The 24,864-nt window shown below is 69.9% G+C and carries 19 protein-coding genes; 11 read left to right on the top strand and 8 right to left on the bottom strand.

The features are described 5' to 3' along the window. Nucleotides 1–20 precede the first annotated feature (20 nt). Together AB0I59_RS31955 and AB0I59_RS31950 are read left to right on the top strand one after the other, a co-directional pair. Nucleotides 21–1,298, top strand: coding sequence for a sensor histidine kinase (locus AB0I59_RS31955; RefSeq protein WP_358138775.1), 1,278 nt, complete (start codon nt 21–23; stop codon nt 1,296–1,298). Beyond that, a complete protein-coding gene (locus AB0I59_RS31950) occupies nt 1,271–1,930 on the top strand; it encodes a response regulator transcription factor (protein WP_082777379.1) in 660 nt (219 codons plus the stop codon). The genes AB0I59_RS31955 and AB0I59_RS31950 overlap by 28 nt, the downstream gene beginning before the upstream one ends. 28 nt (nt 1,931–1,958) lie before the next feature. Here the strand turns inward: AB0I59_RS31950 and AB0I59_RS31945 are convergent, their stop codons facing one another. Then, on the bottom strand, nt 1,959–2,522 hold the full coding sequence (locus AB0I59_RS31945; RefSeq protein ID WP_061259423.1) for an EF-hand domain-containing protein: 564 nt from the start codon (nt 2,520–2,522) through the stop codon (nt 1,959–1,961). A 75-nt stretch (nt 2,523–2,597) separates the two neighbouring features. On the opposite strand from AB0I59_RS31945, the gene AB0I59_RS31940 reads away from it, so the two are divergent. The 4 genes from AB0I59_RS31940 (at nt 2,598) to AB0I59_RS31925 (ending at nt 9,763) form a co-directional block, all read left to right on the top strand. Further along, nucleotides 2,598–3,659 (top strand): SDR family oxidoreductase, encoded by a 1,062-nt coding sequence (locus AB0I59_RS31940; protein ID WP_358138772.1) that lies wholly within the window; start codon nt 2,598–2,600, stop codon nt 3,657–3,659. Then, a complete protein-coding gene (locus tag AB0I59_RS31935) occupies nt 3,656–5,314 on the top strand; it encodes a fatty acyl-AMP ligase (RefSeq protein ID WP_358138770.1) in 1,659 nt (552 codons plus the stop codon). Before AB0I59_RS31940 ends, AB0I59_RS31935 begins: the two co-directional genes overlap by 4 nt. Before the next feature lie 46 nt (nt 5,315–5,360). Then, nucleotides 5,361–5,645 carry an acyl carrier protein gene (locus AB0I59_RS31930; RefSeq protein ID WP_061259420.1) on the top strand — a complete coding sequence of 95 codons (285 nt, stop codon included), beginning with the start codon at nt 5,361–5,363 and terminating at the stop codon, nt 5,643–5,645. Nucleotides 5,646–6,199: 554 nt separating this feature from the next. Next, complete coding sequence (locus tag AB0I59_RS31925; protein ID WP_358138767.1) at nt 6,200–9,763, top strand: discoidin domain-containing protein; 3,564 nt, start codon at nt 6,200–6,202, stop codon at nt 9,761–9,763. Between the two features lie 92 nt (nt 9,764–9,855). On the opposite strand, the gene AB0I59_RS31920 is transcribed toward AB0I59_RS31925, so the two are convergent. Together AB0I59_RS31920 and AB0I59_RS31915 are read right to left on the bottom strand one after the other, a co-directional pair. After that, the gene (locus tag AB0I59_RS31920) at nt 9,856–11,481 is read right to left on the bottom strand and encodes an ABC-F family ATP-binding cassette domain-containing protein (RefSeq protein WP_358138765.1); all 1,626 of its coding nucleotides are present in this window, start codon (nt 11,479–11,481) and stop codon (nt 9,856–9,858) included. A gap of 311 nt (nt 11,482–11,792) precedes the next feature. Beyond that, a complete protein-coding gene (locus AB0I59_RS31915; RefSeq protein ID WP_358138763.1) occupies nt 11,793–13,487 on the bottom strand; it encodes a DEAD/DEAH box helicase in 1,695 nt (564 codons plus the stop codon). A gap of 304 nt (nt 13,488–13,791) precedes the next feature. Here AB0I59_RS31915 and AB0I59_RS31910 point away from each other — a divergent pair, with 304 nt between their 5' ends. Beyond that, on the top strand, nt 13,792–14,856 hold the full coding sequence (locus AB0I59_RS31910) for a sulfite oxidase (protein ID WP_358138761.1): 1,065 nt from the start codon (nt 13,792–13,794) through the stop codon (nt 14,854–14,856). Between the two features lie 112 nt (nt 14,857–14,968). On the opposite strand, the gene AB0I59_RS31905 is transcribed toward AB0I59_RS31910, so the two are convergent. After that, nucleotides 14,969–15,376 (bottom strand): four-helix bundle copper-binding protein, encoded by a 408-nt coding sequence (locus AB0I59_RS31905; RefSeq protein WP_358138759.1) that lies wholly within the window; start codon nt 15,374–15,376, stop codon nt 14,969–14,971. 129 nt (nt 15,377–15,505) lie between these two features. Between AB0I59_RS31905 and AB0I59_RS31900 the strand changes: the two genes are divergently transcribed. Continuing rightward, on the top strand, nt 15,506–15,628 hold the full coding sequence (locus AB0I59_RS31900) for a hypothetical protein (RefSeq protein ID WP_358138757.1): 123 nt from the start codon (nt 15,506–15,508) through the stop codon (nt 15,626–15,628). On the opposite strand, the gene AB0I59_RS31895 is transcribed toward AB0I59_RS31900, so the two are convergent. The 4 genes from AB0I59_RS31895 to AB0I59_RS31880 all read right to left on the bottom strand — a co-directional run bounded on the left by AB0I59_RS31895 (nt 15,625) and on the right by AB0I59_RS31880 (nt 21,418). Further along, a complete protein-coding gene (locus tag AB0I59_RS31895) occupies nt 15,625–17,037 on the bottom strand; it encodes a WGR domain-containing protein (RefSeq protein WP_061259414.1) in 1,413 nt (470 codons plus the stop codon). The genes AB0I59_RS31900 and AB0I59_RS31895 overlap by 4 nt on opposite strands. 152 nt (nt 17,038–17,189) lie before the next feature. After that, the gene (locus tag AB0I59_RS31890; RefSeq protein ID WP_358138755.1) at nt 17,190–19,226 is read right to left on the bottom strand and encodes a sensor histidine kinase; all 2,037 of its coding nucleotides are present in this window, start codon (nt 19,224–19,226) and stop codon (nt 17,190–17,192) included. A gap of 517 nt (nt 19,227–19,743) precedes the next feature. Beyond that, a complete protein-coding gene (locus AB0I59_RS31885; RefSeq protein WP_358138753.1) occupies nt 19,744–21,105 on the bottom strand; it encodes a hypothetical protein in 1,362 nt (453 codons plus the stop codon). A gap of 7 nt (nt 21,106–21,112) precedes the next feature. Beyond that, nucleotides 21,113–21,418: a hypothetical protein gene (locus AB0I59_RS31880; RefSeq protein ID WP_358138751.1), complete on the bottom strand. Its 306-nt coding sequence runs from the start codon at nt 21,416–21,418 to the stop codon at nt 21,113–21,115. 235 nt (nt 21,419–21,653) lie between these two features. Between AB0I59_RS31880 and AB0I59_RS31875 the strand changes: the two genes are divergently transcribed. The 3 genes from AB0I59_RS31875 (at nt 21,654) to AB0I59_RS31865 (ending at nt 24,772) form a co-directional block, all read left to right on the top strand. Further along, complete coding sequence (locus AB0I59_RS31875; RefSeq protein ID WP_358138749.1) at nt 21,654–23,003, top strand: M14 family zinc carboxypeptidase; 1,350 nt, start codon at nt 21,654–21,656, stop codon at nt 23,001–23,003. A 475-nt stretch (nt 23,004–23,478) separates the two neighbouring features. Next, on the top strand, nt 23,479–24,072 hold the full coding sequence (locus tag AB0I59_RS31870; protein ID WP_061259410.1) for a class IV adenylate cyclase: 594 nt from the start codon (nt 23,479–23,481) through the stop codon (nt 24,070–24,072). A 244-nt stretch (nt 24,073–24,316) separates the two neighbouring features. Further along, nucleotides 24,317–24,772 (top strand): hypothetical protein, encoded by a 456-nt coding sequence (locus tag AB0I59_RS31865; RefSeq protein WP_358138746.1) that lies wholly within the window; start codon nt 24,317–24,319, stop codon nt 24,770–24,772. The last annotated feature ends 92 nt before the right edge of the window (nt 24,773–24,864 follow it).

Raw genomic sequence — 24,864 nt, 5'->3', positions numbered from 1 at the left:
GTAGGCCGTACCGTCATGGGATGCAGTCATCGGCGGCCTGGCGGGCCCTCACCCGGTGGGACCTGTTGCGGACCTCCTGGCCTTGGCGCTCGGTGGCCTACCTGGTAACCGGCGTGCTCCTCGGCGAGGTCGTCCTGGTGGCGTTCCTCTTCACGCTGTTCGTCAGTTCGATCCTGGCGCTGCTGCTGGTGGGCATCCCGCTGCTGCTGGCCCTGGGGTTCAGCGGGATACCGGTGGCCGCGTTGGAACGCCGCCGGCTGCGGATCATCGACCCGGAGACTGCCGACACGCCGCACCGCCGACCGGACCTGCCGGGACTGCGCGCGTGGATACGCCTTCGCCTGCAGGAGCAGGCCACCTGGCGGGAGCTGGCCTACGTGGTCCTGCTGGTCACCGTGCTCTGGCCGATCGAGTTGCTGGCGGTGATGTTCGGCCTCGGCGGACCGGCGTCGATGATCCTGACGCCGGTCCTGCGCGCCCAGATGGGTGAGGTCCGGGTGCTGAAGTTCTGGCTGGTCAACACGGAGCTTGAGGCCTTCGCGGCACTCGCGGTGGGGGTGATCTGGCTCGCCCTGGCCCTCTATCCGCTGACGCTGCTCGCCACGGCCCACGGCATGCTGGCCAGGCTGCTCCTCGTGTCCCGGGAGACGGACACGGGACAGCGGCTCGACGAGCTCACCCGGTCCAGGACCCGGCTGGTGGAGGCGTTCGAGGTCGAACGGCGGCGGATCGAGCGGGACCTGCACGACGGCGCCCAGCAACGGCTGGTCGCGCTGACCATGACGCTCGGCCTGGCCAAGCTGTCGGAGGGCGCGGAGGCGTCCGACCTCGTCGACAGGGCGCACGAGCAGGCGAAGCTCGCGCTGGCCGAGGTCCGTGACCTGATCAGGGGGATCCACCCACAGATCCTCACCGACCGGGGACTGCCGGCGGCCGCCGCCGACGTCGCCGACCGCTCACCGGTGCCCGTCGAGGTCTCCATGGCGCTTCCCGTACGACTGCCCGAGGTGGTGGAGTCCGCCGCCTACTTCGTGATCTCCGAGGCGCTGACGAACGTGGCGAAGCACAGCGGCGCCCGCGAGGCCTCGGTCACCGGGCGCCTGGACGGCACGCGGCTGGTCGTGGAGATCCGCGACGACGGCGTGGGCGGCGCGGGCATGACGGAGGGCACCGGCCTGGCGGGGCTGGCCGACCGCGTCTCGGTGGTGAACGGCAGACTGATGCTCTCCAGCCCGCCCGGCGGGCCGACCCTGCTACGAGTGGAGATCCCTTGCACGTCGATCGCCCCCTCTCGATAGTCCTCGCCGAGGACGGCGTGCTGCTCCGCGAGGGGCTGGCCGGGCTGCTCAACCGGTTCGGGCACCGCGTGGTGGCCACCGTGGGCGACGCCGGAGGGCTCGTGGAGGCGGTGCGCGCGCACGCCCCGGACATCGTGGTCACCGACGTGCGGATGCCGCCCGGCTTCACCGACGAGGGCCTGCGGGCCGCGGTGGCGCTCCGTTCGGCGGACCCGCGCCTGCCGGTCCTCGTGCTGAGCCAGTACGTCGAGCAGACCTACGCGAGCGAGCTCCTGGACTCCGGCGATGGCACCGGAGTGGGCTACCTGCTCAAGGATCGGGTCGGCGACGTGGAGGAGTTCGTCGACGCGCTGCTCAGCGTCGCCGCCGGCGGAACGGTCGTGGACCCCGAGGTGGTCAGGCAGCTGCTGCGCCGCCGGCGCGACCCGCTGGAACGGCTCTCCCCCCGCGAGCGGGAGGTCCTCGCGCTGATGGCCGAGGGGCGGTCCAACGCGGCCATCGCCAGGAGCCTGGTGGTGTCCGAGGCCGCCGTCGGCAAGCACATCGGCAACATCCTCACCAAGCTCGACCTGCCGCCGGCCGAGGAAGACCACCGTCGGGTCCTCGCGGTCGTGACCTACCTGCGGGGGTAGGCCCCGGCCCGTGACGCTCCGGCGCTGGTCAGATCCGTGGGGGGAGCGGGCCGAACAGCCAGTTGCCGTGGGCATGCGCGTCGGGGCTGCGGAAGAACTGCTCGTTCGCCAGGTGCAGTTCCTGTCGGCTCAGCGAGCCGTTGGCGTCCAGGTCGAGACGCTCGAACGCGATGAGACCGTCCGCCTCGGACATGCGGAAGGCGCTTCCGGCCATTCGGAGGTACTCGGTCCGGGTGATCCGTCCATCTCCGTCGGTGTCCATCAGGTCGTAGAAGGCGTCGGCGACCGGTGCGACATGCGTGCGGTACCCCTCCTCGGGCTGGGTGACGAACCGGTCGAATCCGGCTGTGAACTCTCCCAGATCGACACGTTCGTCTCCGTTGACGTCCATGGGAAGTGTCACCTCGTCCCACAGCCTCGCGTACCGCTCCCGGACCCGCCGCGACTCGGTCGAGCCCGGCGCGAACCCGAACGCGTTCACCAGCCGGTCGGCCGAGGCGGTGTAGTCCATCTTGTCGACGGCCCCGTCGTCGTCCACATCCAGGAGTGCGAACAGATGGGCCATCTTGCGCTGCTGCAGGTCGTTGAGCATGGGGCCTCCCGAGTTTCGATTACCATGAGCGTTCGATACATTACTATGCGTTGCCGCCTACAGGAAGGTCGCTTGGTGAACGTTCAGGTGATCGACGGGGCCAACGGCTTCGTGGGCTCCCATCTGACCGGTGCCCTGCTCGCCCGGGGTGACGAAGTGATCGCCCTGGCGCGCGCGTCCGCGAAGGTGGTGCGCCGCCGAGTCGCGGACGCGCTGCTCTGCCTCGGCTTCGACGAGTCCCTGGCGGACCGGCTCCGGGTGCGCGGACTGGCGTTGGACGAACCCGACCTCGGCCTGCCGGTGGCCGAGGTCTTCGCCGAGCGCTGCACCTTCTGGCACACCGCCGCGCTCGTCACCTTCTTCCCGCGCCGCGAGGAGGACCTCCTGAACGTGAACGTGGCGGGGTCCGCGAACGCGCTGGCCACCTACGAGCGGCACGCCCGTCCGGGGTCGCGCTACATCTTCATCGGAACGGCCTACCAGTGCGGGCTCGACACCGAAGGGCCCGTTCCCGAGGACTGGCCCGCGCACGCTTCACCGGACCGGTTCCGGAACTTCTACGAATACTCCAAACGCGAAGCGGAGATCGCGCTGGCCCGGTCGCGGTCCGCCCGTGAGGGCGCCGTCCTGGTGGCACGGCTCGGCGTGATGGTCGGCCACTCCCGCACCGGCCGAGCGCTGACCGACTACGGCCTGTACGACTTCCTCCGGGTGATGGCCTTCTTCGCCCGACGCACGCCCGGTGAACGGGTCCGCCTCCCCTGCCATCCGGACGCCAATCTCCATCTGACGCCCATCGACGCCACGGTCTCCCGGTTGCTCTCGCTCTCCGGCGGAGACCAGGATCGTCCGATCTTCCATGTGGTGAACGGAGGAACCGTGCCGGTCCGCGACCTGTTCGACGTGATCAACGCTCGGCTGCCGATCGAGCTGGTCCCCGCCACACCCGAGCAGATCCTGGAACGGCCGTTCAACCGGTTCGAGGCGGTGGTCAACATGCGGGCCAAATACACCGCGACCTACTTCCGGCACCACTACGACTTCGAGTGGCGTGACCCGGCGGCCCCGCCCGCTGTCACTCCCGCGGTCCTCGACCGGCTGGTCTCCTGGTACGTCCGTGAGGGGTTGCCGGAATGACCGATTTCGTGGCACACATGCGGGACCGCCTCAGCGATGATCGGGGACTGGTCTTCGTGCGGGACAACGGCGAGCCGGCCCGGCTCACCGTCACCGAACTGGATCGGCGGGCCCGTGCCACCGCCGTATGGCTCACCGAGCGCGGCATGACCGATCACCCGGCGCTGCTTCTCTATCCGGCCGGGCTCGACTTCACCGTCGCGTTCCTCGGCTGTCTCTACGCCCGGGTGCCCGCGATCCCCGCGCCTTTGCCGGACGCGGGCGCACCTCACTCGGGCCGCGTACGGACACTGCTACGGGACGCGGGTGCACGGCTGGTCCTGACCGATTCGGCGCACGCGCCCGAACTGTCCGGCCTCTCGGCCCGCGTCGTCGACCCCTCCGCCGATCCGGACGCCTGGACCCCGCCGGTCCTTAGCGCCGACACCGTCGCCTACCTGCAGTACACCTCCGGCTCGACCAGCGAACCGCGCGGAGTAGAGGTCTCACACGGCAACCTGCTGCACAACCTGGAGTTGTTTCGCTCACTGGCCGGAGCGGAACCGCCACGGCGTCTGGCCGGATGGCTGCCCCACTACCACGACATGGGTTTGGTCGGGCTCCAGTTGCACGCGCTGTACGTGGGCGCCGACCTGGTGTTCATGTCGCCGACCGCGTTCGTCGCGCGGCCGGTGCGCTGGCTGGAGCTGATCAGCCGATACGGTGCGGAGTGGACCGTATCCCCGGACTTCGGATACTCCTGGTGCACCCGCAGGATCACCGATGAGCAACTCGCCGGTCTGGACCTGTCCACGTTGGCCATGGCCCTCAGCGGAGCCGAGCCGATCAAAGCGCGTACGCTCGCCGAGTTCGAGCGGAGATTCGCTCCTGCCGGTTTCCGCCCGACCGCGTGGAATCCCGGCTACGGCCTGGCCGAGTCCACCCTGATGGTCACCTGCGTACCGCGCGGGCAAGGCGTGACCGTCCACAGGTTCGCCCCCTCCGCGCTGGAGCGGCATCAGGCGATTCCGGATCCCGACGGGGTTCCCCTGGTGGCGTGCGGTCCGGTTTCCGGCCTCGACCTGCGGATCGTCGATCCGGGCTGTTCCGCTCCCGTGCCCGATGGCAGGATCGGGGAGATCTGGGTGGCGGGCCCGAGCGTCGCCCTCGGTTACCGAGGCCGTCCGGAGGAGACCCGCGCCACCTTCCGCGCGGGTGGCGGCCGTTGGCTGCGCACCGGTGACCTGGGGTTTCTGCTGGATGGGCAGCTCTACGTGACGGGGCGGATCAAGGACGTCATCATCGTCAACGGTCGCAACCTCTATCCGCAGGATCTGGAGGAGGCGGCCTGCCGGGCGAACCCCGCCGCCGGACGAAGCGCCGCCTTCGGCATCCGCCGGCCGGACGGCGGGGAACACGTCGTCCTGATACAGGAGGTGCGCCGAGGACGTTCGACGGTCCTCAGCGAAGTGGCCGACCGGGTCATGGATCTGGTGGCGAGGGAGTTCGGCGTCCCGCTGAGCCTGATGCTGGTGGCCCGTGGCGCCGTACGGCAGACCACCAGCGGCAAGCTCCGCCGTCGGCACATGAGGGAACTGTTCCTCAGTGGGAGCCTCATCCCGTTGCACGCCGAGTTGGAGCCCGCGGTGAACGATCTGCTGGCGACCGCCTCATGAGCGTGGTCGCGGATCCGTGAAAACCTGTCTAACGCCGGGAGAGGCCGTGTCCGATCATGACTTGCGCCGATGGCTCACCGAGCGGGTGGCCGGCTACCTCCAACGGCCGCCCGCCGAGATCGATCCGACGGTCAAGCTCCGCACGTATGGCCTGGACTCGATCCACGCGCTCAGCCTGTGCGTCGACGTCGAAGAGACCGTCGGCCTGCTGGTCGAGCCGACCCTGGCCTGGGACCACCCCACGATCGACGCCATCGCCGCCCACCTCACCGAGCTCCTGTCCCAGGACCGGACGAGCGAACCCCGGGGACGGCCGGCGGACACCGCGTGAGGCGAGCCTGTGCGTGCCGGAAACTCGGCGGCCGATCTCGTGACCGGACTCGACGGCGAGTTCCGCCTGCTTCGTGAACGTCTCGATCGAATGAGCCAGGGGCTACCCGCGCACCGGGCCGGGGGCGGTCACGGCGAGGCAGGACGTCGAGGTGCTCCGGGCCACCGATGAACTGGTGTCGGCCTTGAGGATCTCTCAGCCGATGGAAGGCGCGACCTTGACACTGGCTGTCATGAGCTTGCCCATCAGGTCACGCAAATCTTACGGCTCAATGCGCAAGTATTTGCAAGAATACGCTCGCCAGATACAGCAAGTTTTGCGGTCGCTATTTACGCAGGTGCGCGCATTCAACGCCGTCCCTGACCAGCGACGCACCTCTCAGAGATGATTCCGTCAGTTCGTAGACTTTTTGCGAAATGAAGTTGAAACATTGCGGATTCTTATCTGCCATCTTATGGTTCGGGCAGCAGCGCCTGATCTCACCGTTCAAGGTGCCCCGCCGTGAGTAGGCGCCACTCTGTCAAGTTCGAGGTCGACGAGAGGTAGCACCCCCCATGAAGCACTCGCCTCCCCTCTTACGCCTGATCGCGGCGGTACTCGCCGCCGCCCTGGTCATGGTCGGCTGGCCCGCCTTGCCCGCCTCCGCTGCCGCTGACCCCAACCTGGCCGCGGGCAAGGTGATCTCGGCCAGCAGTTCCAAGAACGAATACGTCGCGGGCAACGCGGGCGACGGCAACCAGTCCACCTACTGGGAGAGCGCGAACAACGCGTTCCCGCAGTGGATCCAGGTCGACCTGGGCGCGGCGGTCAGCGTCAACAAGCTGGTTCTCAAGCTGCCGTCGAGCTGGGAGAGCCGGACGCAGACGCTCTCCGTGCAGGGCAGCACCGACGGCACATTCACCACCGTCGTGGCCTCCGCCGCGCAGACGTTCAACCCGACCGCGACGATCACCTTCAACGCCACGACGACGCGCTACATCCGGCTGAACATCACGGCCAACACCGGCTGGCCCGCCGGTCAGCTGGCGGAGTTCGAGGTGTACGGTCCGGACTCGGGTGACACCGAGGCGCCGACCGCGCCGGGCAACCTGGCCTACACCCAGCCGGCCGACGGCCAGATCAAGCTCACCTGGACCGCCTCCACCGACAACGTCGGCGTCACCGGCTACGACATCTACGCCAACAACACCCTTCGGGGCAGCGTGGCCGGGAATGTCCTGACGTACACCGACACCCAGCCTGCGACGGCGACCGTCTCCTACTACGTCAAGGCCAAGGACGCCGCCGGAAACCAGTCACCCGCCAGCACCACCGTCACCCGGAACGGCACCGGCGGCGGCTCGAACATGGCCGTGGGCAAACCCATCAACGCCTCCTCCTCCGTCTACACCTTCGTGGCCGCCAACGCCAACGACAACAACGCGCAGACGTACTGGGAGGGCGCGGGCGGCAGCTACCCGAGCACGCTGACCGTCCAGTTGGGCGCGAACGCCGACATCTCCTCCATCGTGCTGAAGCTCGACCCGTCCAGCGCGTGGAGCACCCGTACCCAGACCATCCAGGTGCTCGGCCGGGAGCAGAGCGCCTCCGGGTTCGCCAACCTGGTGTCCGCCGCGGCGTACACCTTCAATCCCGCCTCGGGCAACACGGTGACGATCCCGGTCACCGCGAGGGTGGCCGACGTCCGGCTCTCGATCACCGCCAACAGCGGCGCGCCCGCGGGACAGGTCGCCGAGTTCCAGGTCATCGGCGTCCCCGCGCCGAACCCGGACCTGACCGTCGCCTCCATGTCCTGGTCGCCATCGGCGCCGACCGAGACCGACACCGTCACGATGTCGGCCGTGGTCAAGAACATCGGGACGGCACCGTCGGACGCGACCGACGTCGGTTTCTACCTCGGCGGCACCAAGGTCGGCACCGCGAACGTCGGCGCGCTCGCCGCGGGCGCGTCGGCCACCGTGTCCGTGAACATCGGCACCCGGGACGCGGCCACTTACGCGGTCAGCGCCAAGGCGGACGAGGCGGGCACCGTCATCGAGCAGAACGAGACGAACAACAGCTTCGCCAACCCCACCCCGCTCGTCGTCAAGCCGGTGGACAGCTCCGACCTGATCGCCTCGCCCGTGGCCTGGACGCCGGGCAACCCGGCCAACGGCAGCACGGTCACGTTCTCCGTCGCGATCAAGAACCAGGGCACGGTCGCGTCGGCCTCCGGCGCGCACGGCATCACGCTGACCGTCACCAACGACGCCGGCACGGTCGTGAAGACGCTCACCGGCTCCCACAACGGCGCGATCGCTCCGGGCGCCACCACCAGCCCGGTCTCGCTCGGCACGTGGACCGCGGCGAACGGCAAGTACACCGTGAGGACGGTCATCGCGAACGACGCCAACGAGCTGCCGGTCAAGCAGGCCAACAACACCACCAGCCAGCCGCTGTTCGTCGGCCGCGGCGCCAACATGCCGTACGACATGTACGAGGCCGAGGACGGCGTGGTCGGCGGCGGCGCGAAGGTCCTGGGCCCGAGCAGGGACATCGGCACACTCGACGGCGAGGCGTCGGGGCGCCGCGCGGTCCAGCTGAACCAGAACGGCGCCTACGTCGAGTGGACCACCAAGGCCCCCACGAACACGCTGGTCACCCGGTTCTCCATCCCCGACGCTCCGGGTGGCGGAGGGACCAACTCCACGCTCAACATCTACGTCGACGGCACCCTCCACAAGGCCATCGACCTGACCTCCAAGTACGCCTGGCTGTACGGCGCCGAGGCCAGTCCGGGCAACTCGCCCGGCGCCGGATCGCCGCGGCACATCTACGACGAAGCCAACGTCATGCTCAACGCGACCATCCCGGCCGGGAGCAAGATCAGACTGCAGAAGGACCCGGCGAACACCAGCACGTACGCGATCGACTTCGTCAGCCTGGAGCAGGTCTCCCCGATCGCCAACCCGGATCCGGCGCACTACGCGGTGCCGACCGGCTTCACCCAGCAGGACGTGCAGAACGCCCTGGACCGGGCCCGGCAGGACACCAACCTGGTCGGCGTCTACCTGCCCGCGGGCAACTACCAGACGACCGGCAAGTTCCAGGTGTACGGCAAGTCCGTCAAGGTGATCGGCGCGGGCCCCTGGTACACGAGGTTCCTCTCCCCCACCACCCAGGAGAACACCGACGTCGGCTGGTCGACCCAGGCGTCGTCGAACGGCTCGACGTTCGCGAACTTCGCGTACTTCGGCAACTACACCAGCCGCATCGACGGCCCCGGCAAGGTGTTCGACATGACCCGCGTCTCCAACATGACCATCGACAACATCTGGGTGGAGCACCAGGTATGCATGTACTGGGGCGCGAACGTGGATCACCTCACGATCAAGAACTCCCGGATCCGCGACACGTTCGCCGACGGCGGCAACTTCACCAACGGCAGCTCGAACAACCTGGTCACCAACGTCGAGGCTCGTGCCACCGGTGACGACAGCTTCGCGCTGTTCGCCGCCACCGACTCCTCCAACACCGACCAGCAGGGCAACGTCCTGGAGAACCTCACGTCGATCCTGACCTGGCGGGCCGCAGGCATCGCCGTGTACGGAGGGCAGAACAACACGGTCCGCAACGTCTACATCGCCGACACGCTGGTCTACTCCGGCCTCACGATCAGCTCGCTCGACTTCGGCATACCGATGCGGGACTTCGGCCCGGCGCAGACGAAGTTCGAGAACATCTCCCTGGTCCGGTCCGGCGGGCACTTCTGGGGCGCGCAGACCTTCCCGGCGATCTGGATCTTCTCCGCGTCGAAGAAGTTCCAGGCGATCCGGGTGACCGACGTGGACATCGTCGATCCGACGTACAGCGGCATCATGTTCCAGACCAACTACGTGGGAGGGCAGCCGCAGAACCCGGTCACCGACACGGTGTTCACCAATGTCTCGATCTCCGGCGCCCAGAAGAGCGGTGACGCCTACGACGCCAAGTCCGGCTTCGCCATCTGGGCCAACGAGATGCCGGAACCCAACCAGGGGCCGGCCGCCGGCTCGGCCGTCTTCAACAACCTCAAGCTGACCAACAACCACACGAACATACGTAACCTCACCAACTTCGCCATCACCGTCAACCCGTAACGGACGCGTCAGCACTGGCGGCTGGGCCTTCGGCGCAGCCGCCAGTCGCATGCTCCAGCTACTGTTCTACGAGGTCGTGGGCGAGCAGCGCGTCACTCGCCGGCGAGCCCCCCGGTCTCCAGCAGCCGCCCGCCGGACAACTCCAGCCAGCGGTCCACCTTGATCTCCGTGAGAAATCGCTCGTCGTGGCTGACCACCACGAACGCCCCCTCGTACGCACCGAGGGCACTCTCCAGCTGCCCCACGCTGACCAGGTCGAGGTTGTTCGTGGGCTCGTCGAGCAGCAGAAGCTGGGGCGCCGGCTCCGCGCACAGCACGCACGCCAGCGTGGCGCGCAGCCGTTCGCCGCCCGACAGCACCCCGACCGGCAGGTGGGCGCGGGCGCCCCGGAAAAGGAAGCGGGCCAGCAGGTTCATCCGCTCCGCCTCCGGCATGCCGGGGGCGAACGCGGCCAGATTCTCCGCCACGGTGCGCCCGACGTCGAGCAGGTCCAGCCGCTGCGACAGGTAGGCCACCCGGCCGTCGGCCCGCCTCGTCGTGCCGCCGTCGGGCTCCAGCTCGCCGCCGATCAGGCGCAGCAGGGTGGACTTGCCCGCGCCGTTGGGGCCGGTCAGCGCGACGCGCTCGGGTCCGCGGATGGTCAGATCGATGCCGGGCTCGGCGAACAGGCCGCGGGCCTGCAGGTGTTCGCCGAGGAAGACCGTGCGCCCCGCGGGGACGTTGGTCCCGGGCAGTTGCAGCACGATCTTCTGGTCGTCGCGCAGGGCGCGCCCCGCCTCATCGAGCCGGGCCTTGGCGTCGCTGACACGGGCGGCGTGCGTCTGGCCAGCCCGCCCGGCCGACTCCTGGGCACCGCGCTTCATGTTCCCGGCGAAGATCCGCGGCAGGCCGGCGCTCTTGAGGTTGCGCGCGGCGTTGCTCGCCCGGCGCTCGGCCCGCTCGCGGGCCTGCTGCATCTCCCGCTTCTCGCGCTTGAGTTCCTGCTCGGCGCTGCGCACGTGCCGCTCGGCGGCTTCCTGCTCTGTGCGTACCGCCTCCTCGTACGCCGTGAAGCCGCCGCCGTAGAAGCTGACCTCGCCCCGGTCCAGCTCGGCGATGCGGTCCATGCGGTCGAGCAGGGCCCGGTCGTGGCTGACCACGAGCAGGCAGCCGTTCCAGTCGCCGAGCACGGCGTACAGCCTGCGGCGCGCGTCGAGGTCGAGGTTGTTCGTCGGCTCGTCGAGCAGCAGGACGTCGGGCCGTTTGAGGAGCTGCGCCGCCAGGCCGAGCGACACCACCTGGCCGCCGCTCAGCGTGCGCAGCGTACGCGCGAACTCGAGGTCGCCGAGCCCGAGCCGGTCGAGCTGGGCCCGGGTGCGCTCCTCGATGTCCCAGTCGTTGCCGATCGCGGTGAAGTGCTCCTCGCTCGCGTCCCCTGACTCGATGGCGTTCAGCGCGGCGATCACGGGGGCGATGCCCAGGACCTCGGCCACGGTCAGGTCGCCGGCGAGCGGCAGGCTCTGCGGAAGGTAGCCGAGCACGCCGTTGACGGACACGCTGCCGCCACCGGGCCGGTACTCGCCGGCGATCAGTTTGAGCAGCGTGCTCTTGCCCGCGCCGTTCGGGGCGACGAGGCCCGTACGGCCGCCGCCCACGGTGAAGGAGAGGTCACTGAAGACGGGCGTGTCGTCAGGCCAGGAGAAGGACAGGTTGGAGCAGATGATGAACGCATCGGACATGCGAGAGACCTCGTACGTACGTGATCCGGGCGCCGAAGACGCCCGGCGGCGGGACAGGGATTCGGGGAACGACGACGACGGCCACATCGGCGGCGGTCATATGCGCCTGCCGGGGCCGATCAACCTCCGGTATCACCCGGAGATGTCGTCGTCACCTGCCACGTCTGGTCTCCTAGCTTCCGATCACAAGCGTTTCACACCATATCAGCCGTCTCCCGCCCGACAGCAAAGACGATCTTGTGTAGGGCGCCACCGCCGCCCGCCTCGCCACCTCGACCAGTGGCGACACCGCGGGCGCGGGCGCCACCTCATCACCGTGTTCGTCTGCCGTGTGTCTCACGCTCGAGGCGGACGGTCGGTTTCCTTCCCTTGATCGTGGCTCGACGGAGGGCGGCGATCACCTCGTTGGCCGCGGCCTGCGGCACCTCCACCAGCGAGAATCGGTCGGCGATCTCGATCGCGCCGATGTCGCGCCCGCTCAAGCTCGACTCGCCGGCTATCGCGCCGACCAGGTCCTGCGGCCGGATTCCCGCCCTGCGCCCCAGGTTGAAGAAGAGGCGTGCCATGCCACCCGCCGGGGCGCGAGGGTATCGCGCACCCTCTGAGGCGTCCTCCCTCTGCCCTCGCCGCTTCTCCATGGTCCGCGGGGCCACCTCGGGAATCTCCTCCTCGTCGAGCGCGCCACCACTGGACTCGTGCGCCAGCTTGACGGCGGCGAGCGCCACCTCCATGAGGTCGAACTCATCGGCGAGCGACTCGACCACCACGTGGAAGGGCTCCAGGTCGTCCTGACGGAGGCATTCCTCCAGCGCGGCGCGGGTGAGCTCCATCCGGCGGGCGTGCAGGTCGGCGACCGTCGGCAACCTCTCCACGGGGATCCGCTGTTTGGTCACCCGTTCTATCGCCTTGAGCATGCGGTGCTCGCGCGGCTCCACCAAGGTCAGCGCCGCCCCCTCGCGGCCGGCGCGGCCCACCCTGCCGATGCGGTGGACGTACGCCTCGGGCGCGGACGGGACGTTGTAGTTGACGACGTGGGTGAGCTGTTCGATGTCGAGGCCTCGCGCCGCCACGTCGGTCGCGACGAGCAGATCGGCGGTCCCGGCCCGCAGCCGCGACATCACTCGATCACGTTGCTCCTGCTCCATCCCACCGTGCAGCGCCTCGGCACGGTAGCCGCGCCCGTTCATGGCTTCCGTGAGCTGGTCGACCTCGTCACGGGTGCGGCAGAAGATGATCGCGGCGGTCGGCGCCTCGATGTCGAGCAGGCGTCCGAGCGCCGCGGGTTTGTGCGCCCTGGCGACCAGGTACGCGCTCTGCTCCACCAACGGCGTCGCCTGGCGCCCCTCCGCCGCGGGGTGCCCCATTTCTATCCGGACCGGGTCGTGCAGGTGACGGCGGGCGATTCCATCGATGCGCGGCGGAAGCGTCGCGGAGAACAGCACTGTCTGACGGTCGTCGGGAGTCGCCGCGAGAATCGCCTCGATGTCGTCGGCGAATCCCATGTCGAGCATCTCGTCCGCCTCGTCCAGCACGACGGTGCGCAGACCCTCCAGGTTGAGCGTCGTCCGGCCGATATGGTCGAGAGCTCGTCCCGGTGTCGCGACCACGACGTCCACCCCGCGCTTGAGCGCCTGCAGTTGCCGACCGATGGGCGCGCCGCCGTAGATCGGCAGAACCCGGGTACCCAATATGCGGCCATACCGATGGAACGCCTCCGAGACCTGAACGGCCAGCTCACGGGTGGGCACAAGCACCAGCGTCACCGGCCCGGTACCACCACCGGGGTGGAGCATCCGTTGAAGCACGGGCAACGCGAACGCCGCGGTCTTCCCCGTTCCCGTCGCCGCCTGCCCGAGCAGATCACGCCCCTGCACCAACGGGGGAATCGCCGCTTTCTGGATCGGAGTGGGCTCTTCGTATCCCAAAGCGGATAGCACGTCCAGGAGCTCAGATCGGAGCCCCAGATCGGCGAAGGTGGCCTCACCGCCGGTTTCTTTCATGGTCATCGCCGACTCCTCAGGAACTCCCACACCTATTTCGACTCCTCTGCTGCCGATCATCTTCTGGAAGGGCGCTCGGGCCTCAGGCCCGTGCCCCCGTACATGGTGTCAGGCCGGTGCGGGGACAGCAGAGTGCGGATGTGAAACCCAGCCCCGTCCGGCACGGCAGTCGTCGCCGTCCCGCCGTCCGCGACACCGCAGCTCTACCCTTGCGAAGCGCCGGGGAACGTCGCTCGACCGCCGGTCACGCATCACCGCCCCCGCTCTGGGGTACCCGGAAAACATGATGAAGTGGGGCAAAAGGGATGACATGCTCGTCCACGAAGAGGAACCGTTCAACGCCGAGCCGCCCACACGCGCCCTGGCGGAGCGGCCGACCACGCCGCTGGACGCTTTCTACAGCCGCAACCACGGCCCCATCCCCCACATAGACACGGCCACCTGGCGGCTGGAGGTGGACGGGCTGGTCGAGCGGCCGTTGCGACTCTCACTGGAGGAATTGCGCTCCCGCTTCCCGGAACGTGAGGTGATCGCGACACTGCAATGCGCGGGCAACCGCCGTGCCGAACTGATCGCGGTCCGTGACATTCCAGACGAGGATCCCTGGAGATCCGGCGCCATCTCCACGGCTTCCTGGGTCGGGGTGAGCCTCGCCGACGTGCTCGCCGAGGCGGGCCTGCGCCCCGGGGCCGCGCACGTCTCCTTCGCGGCGCCGGACGTGGCACGGGAGGCGGACCCGCCCCAGCCCTACGGAGGCTCCATCCCCCTGGCCAAAGCCACCGCGGGCGAGGTACTGCTGGCATGGGCGATGAACGGCCACCCCCTGCCCGCCGCCCACGGAGCCCCGCTCCGCGTGATCGTGCCGGGCTGGATCGGCGCCCGCAGCGTGAAATGGCTCGACCGCGTCACCGCCCAGGCCGAACCCTCAGGCAACTACTTCCAGGCCGTCGCGTACCGCATGCTGCCCCCCGACGCCGACCCGTCCCGGTGCGGCCCGGGGTCCGGCATCCCCCTCGGGCCGGTCGCCCTCACCTGCGACATCCTGCTCCCCGAGCACGGCTCCCCCGTATCTCCCGGACCGACCGAGATCACCGGCTACGCGCTCGCGGGCGACGGCCGCGGCGTCGCCCGCGTGGACGTCTCCCTGAACGCCGGGCGTACCTGGACCCAGGCGAAACTGGACGCGCCGGCAGGCCCCTGGGCCTGGCAGCACTGGCGCACCACCGTCGTCCTGCCCGAGGGCGAGGCGGACATCGTCGCCCGCGCCTGGGACTCGGCGGGCACCACGCAACCCGAGTCACCGGCGACACTGTGGAATCCCAAGGGCTACGCCAACACCTCCTGGGGGCGCCTCCACCTCACCTGCCGCCGCTGACCCCGGCGGAGCGGGGTTGACCGTCCATTCCGGGCCGGTGGCGGTGTCTCTGACGGACACGCCTCCCGCGGTGAGCGCCCCCGCGCCTTCCGAGGCTCGGCAGCGCGTTCGCTTATCTGTGAAGTACTCCGAGAATCCGCCGGCACATGTCGGCGCATTGGCGTGTGGCCTCCGCGCACATCTGGCAGTGGGCGTGGTGAGCGGCGTGCCTGCTGCACAGCGCGTGGCTACGTTCGCAGGCCAGCAGGCAGGCTTCGACCTGCGCACTGATCAGGCTGTTGTCGGGGCCGCTGCCCCGGGTCAGCAGGCGGCGTGTCGTGCCTACGACGTCGGCGCAATCCAGGTCCCGGCTGATCGCCGGCGCCATGTCGAGCGCGTCCTGTTCGCCCAGCATGCCCATGGCGCATGCGGTCACCACCTCCTCGCATTCCTGGAGGGTGTCCACGGCATTGGCGAGGACGTCGCTGCTCAGCCCGGCCTTGGCGGTCATCGTGTCGAACAGTTCGCGAGTGTGAGGCATGGTCTCTCCTCGTCCCTCGTCTCGGCGTCGTCCACTTTCCACGCTAGTCCCAGTTTCAATGCATAGGGGCGATCGGGATCATCCAGGTATGTGCTCATTGATTCGGATTTGCGGTGACATGACGACCTGATGCCCGAGGTGATGGAGACGCGGGACACCCGCATCCACCGGCCCGCCGGTCGTGGCCGGCACGGCGTCCCCGTCCGCCGCATCGGCACCGCCGGTGACGCACGGCTGGGCTCGGCCCGCTAGAGGAGCCGCCTGATCTCGCCGTACGTGCGGTAGAAGCCGCCCCTGCCGGAGGGGCGTACTCCCTCCACCAGGTAACGGGCGCCGGCCTCACGGATGTCCTTCGGGAACTGCACGTTCCACGCCTCGTAGCCCGGGGTGGCCACGTGGACGCGCAACCGCTCGCCTTCGCGTACGCACTCCACGACCACGCCGTCGCCGGCGTGACTGACGGTCTCCAGCACGACCGACGGCTCAACCACCGGCAGCGACGCGGCGGCCTTCACATCGACCGGCTCGGGCACCGTCCCCTCACGCGCGGCGGCGATGGCCGTCTCGCTCGCGTCGATGCAGGCCAGGGAGCCGTCCGTGGTGACGATGTAGAGGCGGTCGTCGAGGAACTGCATGGAGAACGCCGACCCGCAGCCGGTGCCGAGCTTCCACAGCCGCTCCCCGGACGCGGCGAAACAGTACACCGAGGAGTGGCTGTCGCCCGCGAAGACGTAGCGGCCCCCGGGCGAGGTCGCACAGGAGTAGACGGGCCCGTCGCACCTGTACACGGCCTCGACGCGGCCGTCGCTCTTGGCCAGGCGGTGGACGGCACGGCGAGCGGTCGCGGCGTAGACCGCGTCCTCCTCCTGCCAGCCGAACAGCACCTGGTCGGCCGACGAGGTGTGCCAGACGAGGGCGCCGTCGGAGGCGTCGTAGCGGGCCACGCCACCGGAGTGGCCGTGGTAGACCGCGTCCTCGTCGCACCGGACCATCCAGGCGTAGTCCCCCTGGCCCGTACGCGCCCACTGGAACTCGTCCTCGTAGTCGATCGTGGTGATCCGCCCGGCGCGGTCGGACACGCCGAGGACGCCGTCGTGGATGTCGAGCCAGTAGATGTCGACCTCGGCGGCGATCTCGTAGGCCGCCCTCGGCACCTTGCCGCTCAGGTCGTACACCTTGCCGTCGTCGCAGCCCGCGTAGATCCAGAAGTCGTCGGCCACGATGCACTTGACGCCGTCCGGGAGGCGGAAGCGGCCGGTCACGATCCCGGAGTGCGTGACGGTGTACACGTCGCCGCGCTGGTTCCCGACCCAGCAACGCTCCTCGTCCACGAAGATGCCGAAGGCGGAGGCACCGCTGTCGAAGCGCCACAGGACCGGCGCCTGCTGCGCCGTGGAACGGGTGCTCGCGATGGTCCTGTGAGTGACCGGCCTGCGCTGGCGCACGCCGCGAACCGCCGAAGCGTAGCCCTTGCGCACCTTCTCGTTGATCTTCTTCGCCGCCGCGGCCCGCGCCTTCTCCTCGGTGGGGAAGTCGGTGACCTTGGTCTGGCCCGCCTCGCCGATGCGGCCGTACGTGATGGTCACCCGCGTTCCGGAGACGATGGTCTCGTAGAACTTGTGCGCTCCGCCGCCGTCCTCGGACAGCTCAAGGTAGGTCATGTCCGCCTTCTCCAGATAAGACCGGCTTGATCGATTGATCGGGAGGTTAGAGGACGGCGGCGACAATTCGCGGTGAGCGATCGGGCGGCGGCTCTCACCTGCGGTGGCGCCGGATCAGTACGGACACGTTCACCGGCTGTCCGTGCTTCGCCTCACCAGAGCCCGGCGCCGGAGCCTCCGGGAAGCGGGAGCGTGGCCACCACCTGCGTCCCCCGATCGGCCTCGGTGCCGGTCGCGGCGGCCTCGGTGATCAGGCAGGTGCCGCCCAGCTCGGCGGCGCGTTCGCGCATCGAGGTGAGGCCGACCCCGGATCGCCGGATCCCGGGCAGCCCCTTGCCGTCGTCGCGCACCCGCACGACCAGCGTGTGCTCCGAGCGGGCCAGCGTTACGGTGGCCCGGGTGGCGTCGGCGTGCTTGCGCACGTTGGTCAGCGCCTCCTGCGCGATCCTGTAGGCCGCCACCTCCACCGCCGCCGGCAGGTCGCGGGTCTCGCCCTCCACCTCGACCTGGACGGACGGCCCCGGCTCCGCCGCGAGCGCGCGCACCGCCCCGGGCAGGCCGAGGTCGTCGAGGCTGGGCGGGCGCAGGCCGTAGACCAGCTCGCGGACCTCCTGGCTGACCGAGTCCATGCTGCTGCGCAGGTCCCGCAGCATCCCGTCGGCCGAGGACGGCGCGTCGCGCAGGCGCAGCCGGGCCATGTTCAATGTCATCGACATGCTGGCGAGCGCCTGGCCGAGGCCGTCGTGCAGGTCGCGGCGGAGCCTGCGCCGCTCCTCCTCGCGCGCGCTCAGGATGCGCTCCCGGGAACGCTGCAGGTCGGCCGCCAGCAGTACGGCGTGCGCGACGTCCGCGACATACACAGTCGCCGCCCCGATCAGCCGCTCGGTGTAGGCGGCGGAGAAGCGGCGCGGTCCGGGCGGCCCGATCAGCATCCGGCCGACCGGCTCGCCGTGCCACACCAGCGGCACGACGCGCGGGTCCGGCCCGGCCACGCCCAGCTCCACCCGCATGCCCGACGTGCCGACCTCGACGACGACGCCGGTGACACCGAGGCCGTCGTGCACCACCGCCGTGACAGCGGCCAGTGCGTGTACCGGCTCGGTCTCGCCGACCTCGCGGGCCAGCCTCCTGGCCAGTTCCTCGGGCTGGCCGTGCTTGCCGTACAGCATCACGTCCGTGAGGCGGCGCAGGCGCGTGCGCAGCGGCTCGAAGAACGCGCCCGCCGCCAGCGCGGCGACCAGCCCCGCCACCTGGTCATAGCCCGACACCAGCAGCGCGGCCAGGGCGCCGGTGCCGAAGTACACCGCGCCGACGGCGGCGATCAGGCCGGCCGCGATGACGGTCCGGCTGATGACGGTGTCGATGCCGTACAGGCGGTACCGCAGCACCGCGAACGCGATCGCCACCGGAATCAGCCCGGTCCAGACCGTCGCCGGCAGCCAGTAGTCGTTGCCGAGCAGCACGAACAGCGCGTAGATGACGAACGCGACCAGCGGCCAGGCGATCTGCCTGCGCGCCGTCGAGGACGCGCGCCGCAGCCGTGCCACCAGAGAGAGCACGGTGAGCACCATGCAGGCGTTGACCAGCAGGGTCAGTGAGCCCATCAACGCCGTGTGGTAAGGAGCCAGGGCCTCGATCGCCAGCGGATTCGGGATGACCGTCGGCCAGCGGTACGTGCTCGCGGGCGGCGTCGGCCGCACGATGTTGCACGCGCCGTAGGCGACGCTCGCGACCACACTGGCGATCGCCACCGGCAGCCAGCGGCGGGAGGGGAGGCGGTCGTCCGGCGAGAGCAGCGGCACGAAGGCGGACAGCGTGCAGGCTCCGACCGTCCAGCCCACGATGGCCAGGATGCGCAGCCACCCCGCACTCTCCAGGTGGCCGGCCGACGCCTGCATGAGCTGCAGCCCGGTCATCATCAGGTTGACCGCACAGGCGAGGCCGCCGACACACATCAGCCAGGCCAGCTTCAGGCGGGGACGGTACGCGATCAGGAACGCGCCGATCAGGGGGAACATCAGGCCCGCGCCGTGGTCGGGCGCCATGAGCGGCCACGGCGCCCACTCCTTCGGCAGCGAAAACTGGATCACAGTGCCGCCCACGGTCAGGGACACCGACAGCGCGGCCGACACGGCGGATACCCCCCGCGCCCACGCCACCCGCCGGGCGTCCCCGCCTGCTGCCTTCACTGCTCGCATCCCCCGCAGAAACCTCACCGCCCGTAGCCGGCGAGTCGACCCGGCCGAACCCGTAGGCGATCATCACGAGCCGCGCCCGGTCCAGCAGGCCGGGACGGTCCGGCGGCACCCCCACCGCCTCCGGCACGATGGCCTCCGCCGTTCCACGGCCTCGACCGACGTGCCGGCTCGTCGGTCCCCTGCGGGCGCCGATCATTCATCCGTCCAGGTCAGGCCGCATGCCGGTACTCCCTCTGAACGCCGCCGAGATTCCGGCGGTGTCATCGGGGTGGCCGACGCACAGGGCGGGAAGCGGCCCCTACACGAATTTCGGTGACCGCTGTGACCCACGAGTTCAAGGCGCTCATTTTCGCACATTTCATGCCATAACCGGATCATGCGGGTCGCGGTGCTGCACCTCGGCCGCGTGTTCCGCGAGACGCCGCGGCGGCGAGGAACGCGAGGTGGCCATGCCGCCTCGGGACGCGCCTCCGGAGCCGTGCGGGCTGGGCACCCGGCGGCACCGCGCTCACCCCTCCTTGGGTATCGCGGCCAGGTTGAGAACGTCGTAGTCGTCGCCCGGCTCGACCGTCCTCGTCCTGCATCCGGTGGCCTGAGGGGCCGGAGACGGGCTCAGCTCCGGCCGTCCTTTCCGCTGCTCGCCCGCCGCCGGGACGCAGGTCCGCTCCACCTTGACGCCGGCCGCGTTCCAGAAGAAGACCTGGGTGGGCGACGACGAGGTGCCCTGCCCGTACGAGCCCGACCTCCCGTCCGGGCTGATCGCCGTGATCCCGCCCGCCTTCCCCGTGACGAGGTCGTAGATCATGCTCGTCGTGTCGCGGTACACCTCGACGAAGCGGTCACCATAGATCTCCGGTTGCGTCATATGCCACGGCACGCGCCTGCGGTCCGAACCGTCGACGCGCATGGCGACGGCTTCCCCGCCCTGGCGGCCGACGCACCACTCGGAGGAGCAGCGCAGACCGGTGGTGCCCGGCGGCGGGGTGATGGTCCGCCGCGCGCCGGTGCGCAGGTCGACCAGCAGGTTCTGGTTGGCGGCGATCTGCCCCGTCTCGATGTCGCTCTCCGCCGGCACATTCCGGGCCCAGGGCCACGACGCCAGCCACAACCCGTCCGTTCCCGGGATCTTCTCGGCCTCGCCTCCGCCGATCGGCATGCGGTAGACGCCGCCGATCCGGACCGACCAGACGACGTGGTCGCCGGTCACCCCGAAGCGGTCGATCTCCGCGAGATCGCCGGTCACCTCCCCGACCCGGATCGGGTCCCCTCCCTGCCGGGGGACCACCCAGAAGTCCGCCCACCTCTCCGGAGTGCTCGGCCTCCTGCCGTACCACACGATGGAGTCCTCACCCACCTCCGCGTCCTGCGCGATGTACCCCTCGCCTCCCGGCGCCATCGTGGTGAGGACCCGGCTGCGGCCCGTCTTCGTGTCGTAGACCTCGAGCCGCTTCGGCCTTTCGAGCGACGGCTCCGCGGTGAGGAGGATCTCGGTGGGCCCGAGCGCGGTGACCGGGCGGTAGGGGAATCCGTCCGCGGACTTCTTCGGCATCGACGCGACCGCCCCTGGCCAGACCGTACGCGCGCTCTCGCCCTGCCGGGCGGCATCGTCGGCCGCCCGCTCCGGCGCACCGGAGGTCGCCGACGCCGCGGCCGGTCCCGCGACGTCCGTACGCTGCGCGGCGCGGACAACGGCGGTGACCCCGAACGCGACGGCCACGATCCCGGTGACGGCCAGAGCCGCCCACACGCGCACGCGGTGGCGCGGGCCGCGGTCACGGCGCCGGGCGAGGGTCTGGCCGAGCTCGGCCGGTTCCGGTGCGCTCTCCGCGGCTCTTCTGGCCGCTCCGACGGGGTCCTGCTCCGTGCTCACCCGACTGTCACTCCTGTGCCGAAAGGGCGCCTCGGCCGGCGAGGCCGGGGGTCTCCTCCTGGCCGAAGGCGATCACGATGTACCTGCCGTTGGCGTAGCTGACCACAGGCCGCTGGAGCGTCTCACCCACCCGGCGGGCGACCGCCTGGAACAACTCCACCATCTCCGGCGTGTCGGCGCTCACTCTGAACCGTCCGTTGGCGACGAGTTGCTGGGCGACGACGGAGGAGAAGTTCGCCTCGGCCCGGACCTTCTCCTCCACGCTCAGAGGGGTCCGCCGGGGTGCGGGTTGTGCGCCGAGGGGATGGGTCATCCCTGATCTCCTTAGGATCGCCAGGCCGGGCCTCCCAGCATGCCATTCGCGCCTCCCGCGCTGGAACCTCCGACCTGCGCGATCGGACGGGCAGGTTCCCGGCCGGCGGTTACGCCGATCTGGATGTCGGAGTACGCCACGAGACCGTCTCCGTCGACGGCGCCCCTATCCGCGTCGATGATCACGACCGCCCCGGCCACGATGCCCGGCAGAGCCGGTCCGGCAGACTGTGCGGGTGCTGGATCCCACGCTTTCAGGCGAACTCGACACCGTTCCCCGCTACGACCGCTTCGCCACCGTCGACGAGGTCCACGAGAGCCTCACCGCGCTGGCGGCCGCCCATCCCGGGACCGCCACGCTCCGCCGCGTGGGCACCTCTCGGCTCGGGGAGCCGATGCTCTGCCTCACCGTGGGCGAGGGCCGGAACCACGCGATCGTCGCGGCCGGACCGCACCCTAACGAGCCCATCGGCGGCCTGACCGTCGTCCATCTGGCCGGCCGCCTGTGCGCGGACCCGGACCTGCGCGGGTCGTACACATGGCACATCGTCGGCTGTGTCGACCCCGACGGCACCCGGCTCAACGAGGGCTGGTTCGCCGGGCCGTACACGAAGGCGCACTACGGCAGGCACTTCTACCGGCCCGCGGGCGCCGAACAGGTCGAGTGGACCTTCCCGTTCTCCTACAAGCGGGCGTACTTCGACCGGGTCATGCCCGAGACACTCGCGCTGATGCGGCTGATCGACACGACCCGGCCGACCTTCATGACCACCCTGCACAACAGCGAACTGGGCGGCGTCTTCTACTACCTCTCACGGCCGGAGCCCGCGCTGCAGGCCGTGCTGACCGCGCTCCCCGGCCGCTACGGGCTGCCCCTGCACGCGGGCGAGCCCGAGCACCCGGCGATCACCCGGATCGGAGAGGCCGTCTTCCTCAGCCCCCGGATGGAGGATGTCTACGACTACACCGAGGCGCTCGGCCAGGACCCCACTCCCCTCATCACGGGGGCCGCGAGCGACTCCCACGCGGCGCGGTACGGCACGCTCTGCATGATCGCCGAAATGCCGTACTGGATCGACCCGACGGCGGGCGACACCACGCCGACGGCCCACGTCTACGCCGACCTCGTCCGGACGCAGGCCGCCGACCTCCGCTCCGCGCACGCCGTCCTCGACGAGGCGCTGAACGGCGTGGCCGGCGACGTGGTGAGCGGGTCGCCCTTCCTGCGCGCGAGCCGGCACTTCATCCCCCTGCTCGCCGAGATGGCGACGGCGGGAGAGCAGCGGGCCGGCGCCCCCGAGAACGCCCGTCAGGCCACGGCCGCCGAGTTGTCGTCGCGCCGGGGCCTCGTGCACAGCTACCGGCTGCGCTTCGGCGGCATGCTGCTGCGGGCGCTCGAAGGCGAGGTCGCGATCGGGAACGGCACGCCCTCCATCCGGCGGCACCTGAGCGCCCTGTCCGAGACGTACGACGAGTGGTGCGCGGACGCCGAGGCCGGCACTCCCAGCCAGACCATCCCGATCGAGCACCTCGTGGCGCTGCAGTACGGCGCCGTCCTCGCGGGGGCCGCGCACGCCGCCAGGTGACCGGCGGCGCACTGCGGGGTGGCCCATCGACATCGGCGGGATCTCAGGGAACGAGCAGGCCCCAGTAGACCGCCCACGGCACGAACGCCGCGGCCGATGCGAGAACCGGGCCGAGCCGTGCCCGGTCTCCCCACCCGAGTTCGCGGCGGTGGCGCCAGGTGGTGGTCGCGGTGGCGACTGTGGCGGCGACCGCGGCGAGGTTGTGGCGAACTCCGGGGATGAAGCGAATGGTGTGATGAGCTTCAGGACGACGTGCAGGTGGTCCCGTCCGCCCGGACATTCGGGTAGCCGGGGTACGCCCACCGGCATACGTTCGTCATGCTGATCGGGGTTCCACCCGGGGCCGTAGCACCACCGCGGACGAACGACTTCACCGAGCGGCCCACATCGGCCGGCTCCGTGACCACAGGCACCGCCTGAGCCCGCTCCTCGCGGCCCGCGCTTCCGATCAGCCGCAACAGCGAATAAGAGGATCATGAAGAACGAGTACGAGGCCACGTTCCTGTCCGTCGACGTTGCCGACCTCACGTCCAAGCTGGCCGCCCTGGGCGCCACCCAGGCGTTCCCGCGTACCCTCCTCACCCGCAGGATCTTCGAGAGCGACGTCCTCGACGACCGCCAGTGGCTCCGCCTCCGCGACGAGGGCACCCGCTCCACGCTGACGCTCAAGCAGGTCACCGATTCCACCACGATCGACGGCACCACCGAGATCGAGACCGAGGTCACCGACCTGCACGCCATGGCCGACATCCTGCGCCGCGTCGGCCTGCGCGAGGTCCGCTACCAGGAGAACTATCGAGAGGAGTGGCGCCTGGGCGAGGTCGCCTTCGACTTCGACACCTGGCCCGGCCTTCCCACCTTCATCGAGATCGAAGGCCCCGACGAGGCATCGGTCCGCCAGGCAGCCGCCTTGCTCGACCTCGACTACGCCGACGCCCGGTTCGGCAGCGTCGACGAGATCTACAAGAGCGAGGCCGGCCGCGACATCCTGGCCGAGCGCACCCTTCTCTTCGCCGACGGCGAGAACGACGGAGCGCCCTCCGCGACGGACCAGGAACGGCCTGGTTGAGCAGGTACAGCCACTACCCGTCCGGCGCAAGTGTTGGAACGGCAACGTCGGCCGCCGTGAACGACCGGTCGTCGGTGATCCCCACAGGCATCGATCATCCCCGCAGAAGGCGGGCGGGCAGCGAACCCGCCAGGGGGCGGCCGGATCCGCGTTCTACCGACATCCGCGGCGAGTGGTCCGACCTCCGGGGATGATCAAGTGGTAGGAGGAAGGACGTGCACGCGTCTGTGCGAGCATCGTGGCCATGAGCGATGAGTGGAGACCACGGTCCTGGCGCATGCCCGACGGCGGAACCCTGGTCGAGGGGCCGGCGTTCCCCTTGCGCCCCACCGGCCCGGACCTCCGCGGTTCCGAAGGCGAGTCCCTGACCGAGGAGCGCACCTACTACCGGCTTAACCCCGAGGGGAGGCTGGAGGGGAGCTTTGAGGCGATGGACTGGTCGCTGGAGTACGAGCAGGGCGTCCAGACCTACCACGTCGAGGGGAGCGCGCTGCTCCGTCTCTACGCCACCTACGACTGCTACTCCGACGAACGCGTGCACCGCGCCGATGTCGAGCGGGAGGGCCTGGTGCCCCTCCCACCCGAGGAGGCCCCCTCTGCCGGGCAGGTCCGCGCCCTCGCGGCAGAGAACCGGGAACGGATGCGGGCCGAGGGGCTGCGGACGAGGCATCCGGACTGGCCGGACGGAGGATGCCGTTAGGTCCTGTTTCTCGGATCTCCTGACGTGATCACGGTGTCGTCTTCACCCTGGGTGGCATGGGTGGCCGAGGAGACTTAACCAACGCGGAGTGG

The sequence above is a fragment of the Microtetraspora glauca genome (assembly GCF_040656155.1).
Lineage (GTDB): Bacteria > Actinomycetota > Actinomycetes > Streptosporangiales > Streptosporangiaceae > Microtetraspora > Microtetraspora glauca.
Note: the sequence above shows the minus strand (reverse complement) of the source record. Positions and strands in the feature narration are given on the sequence as shown.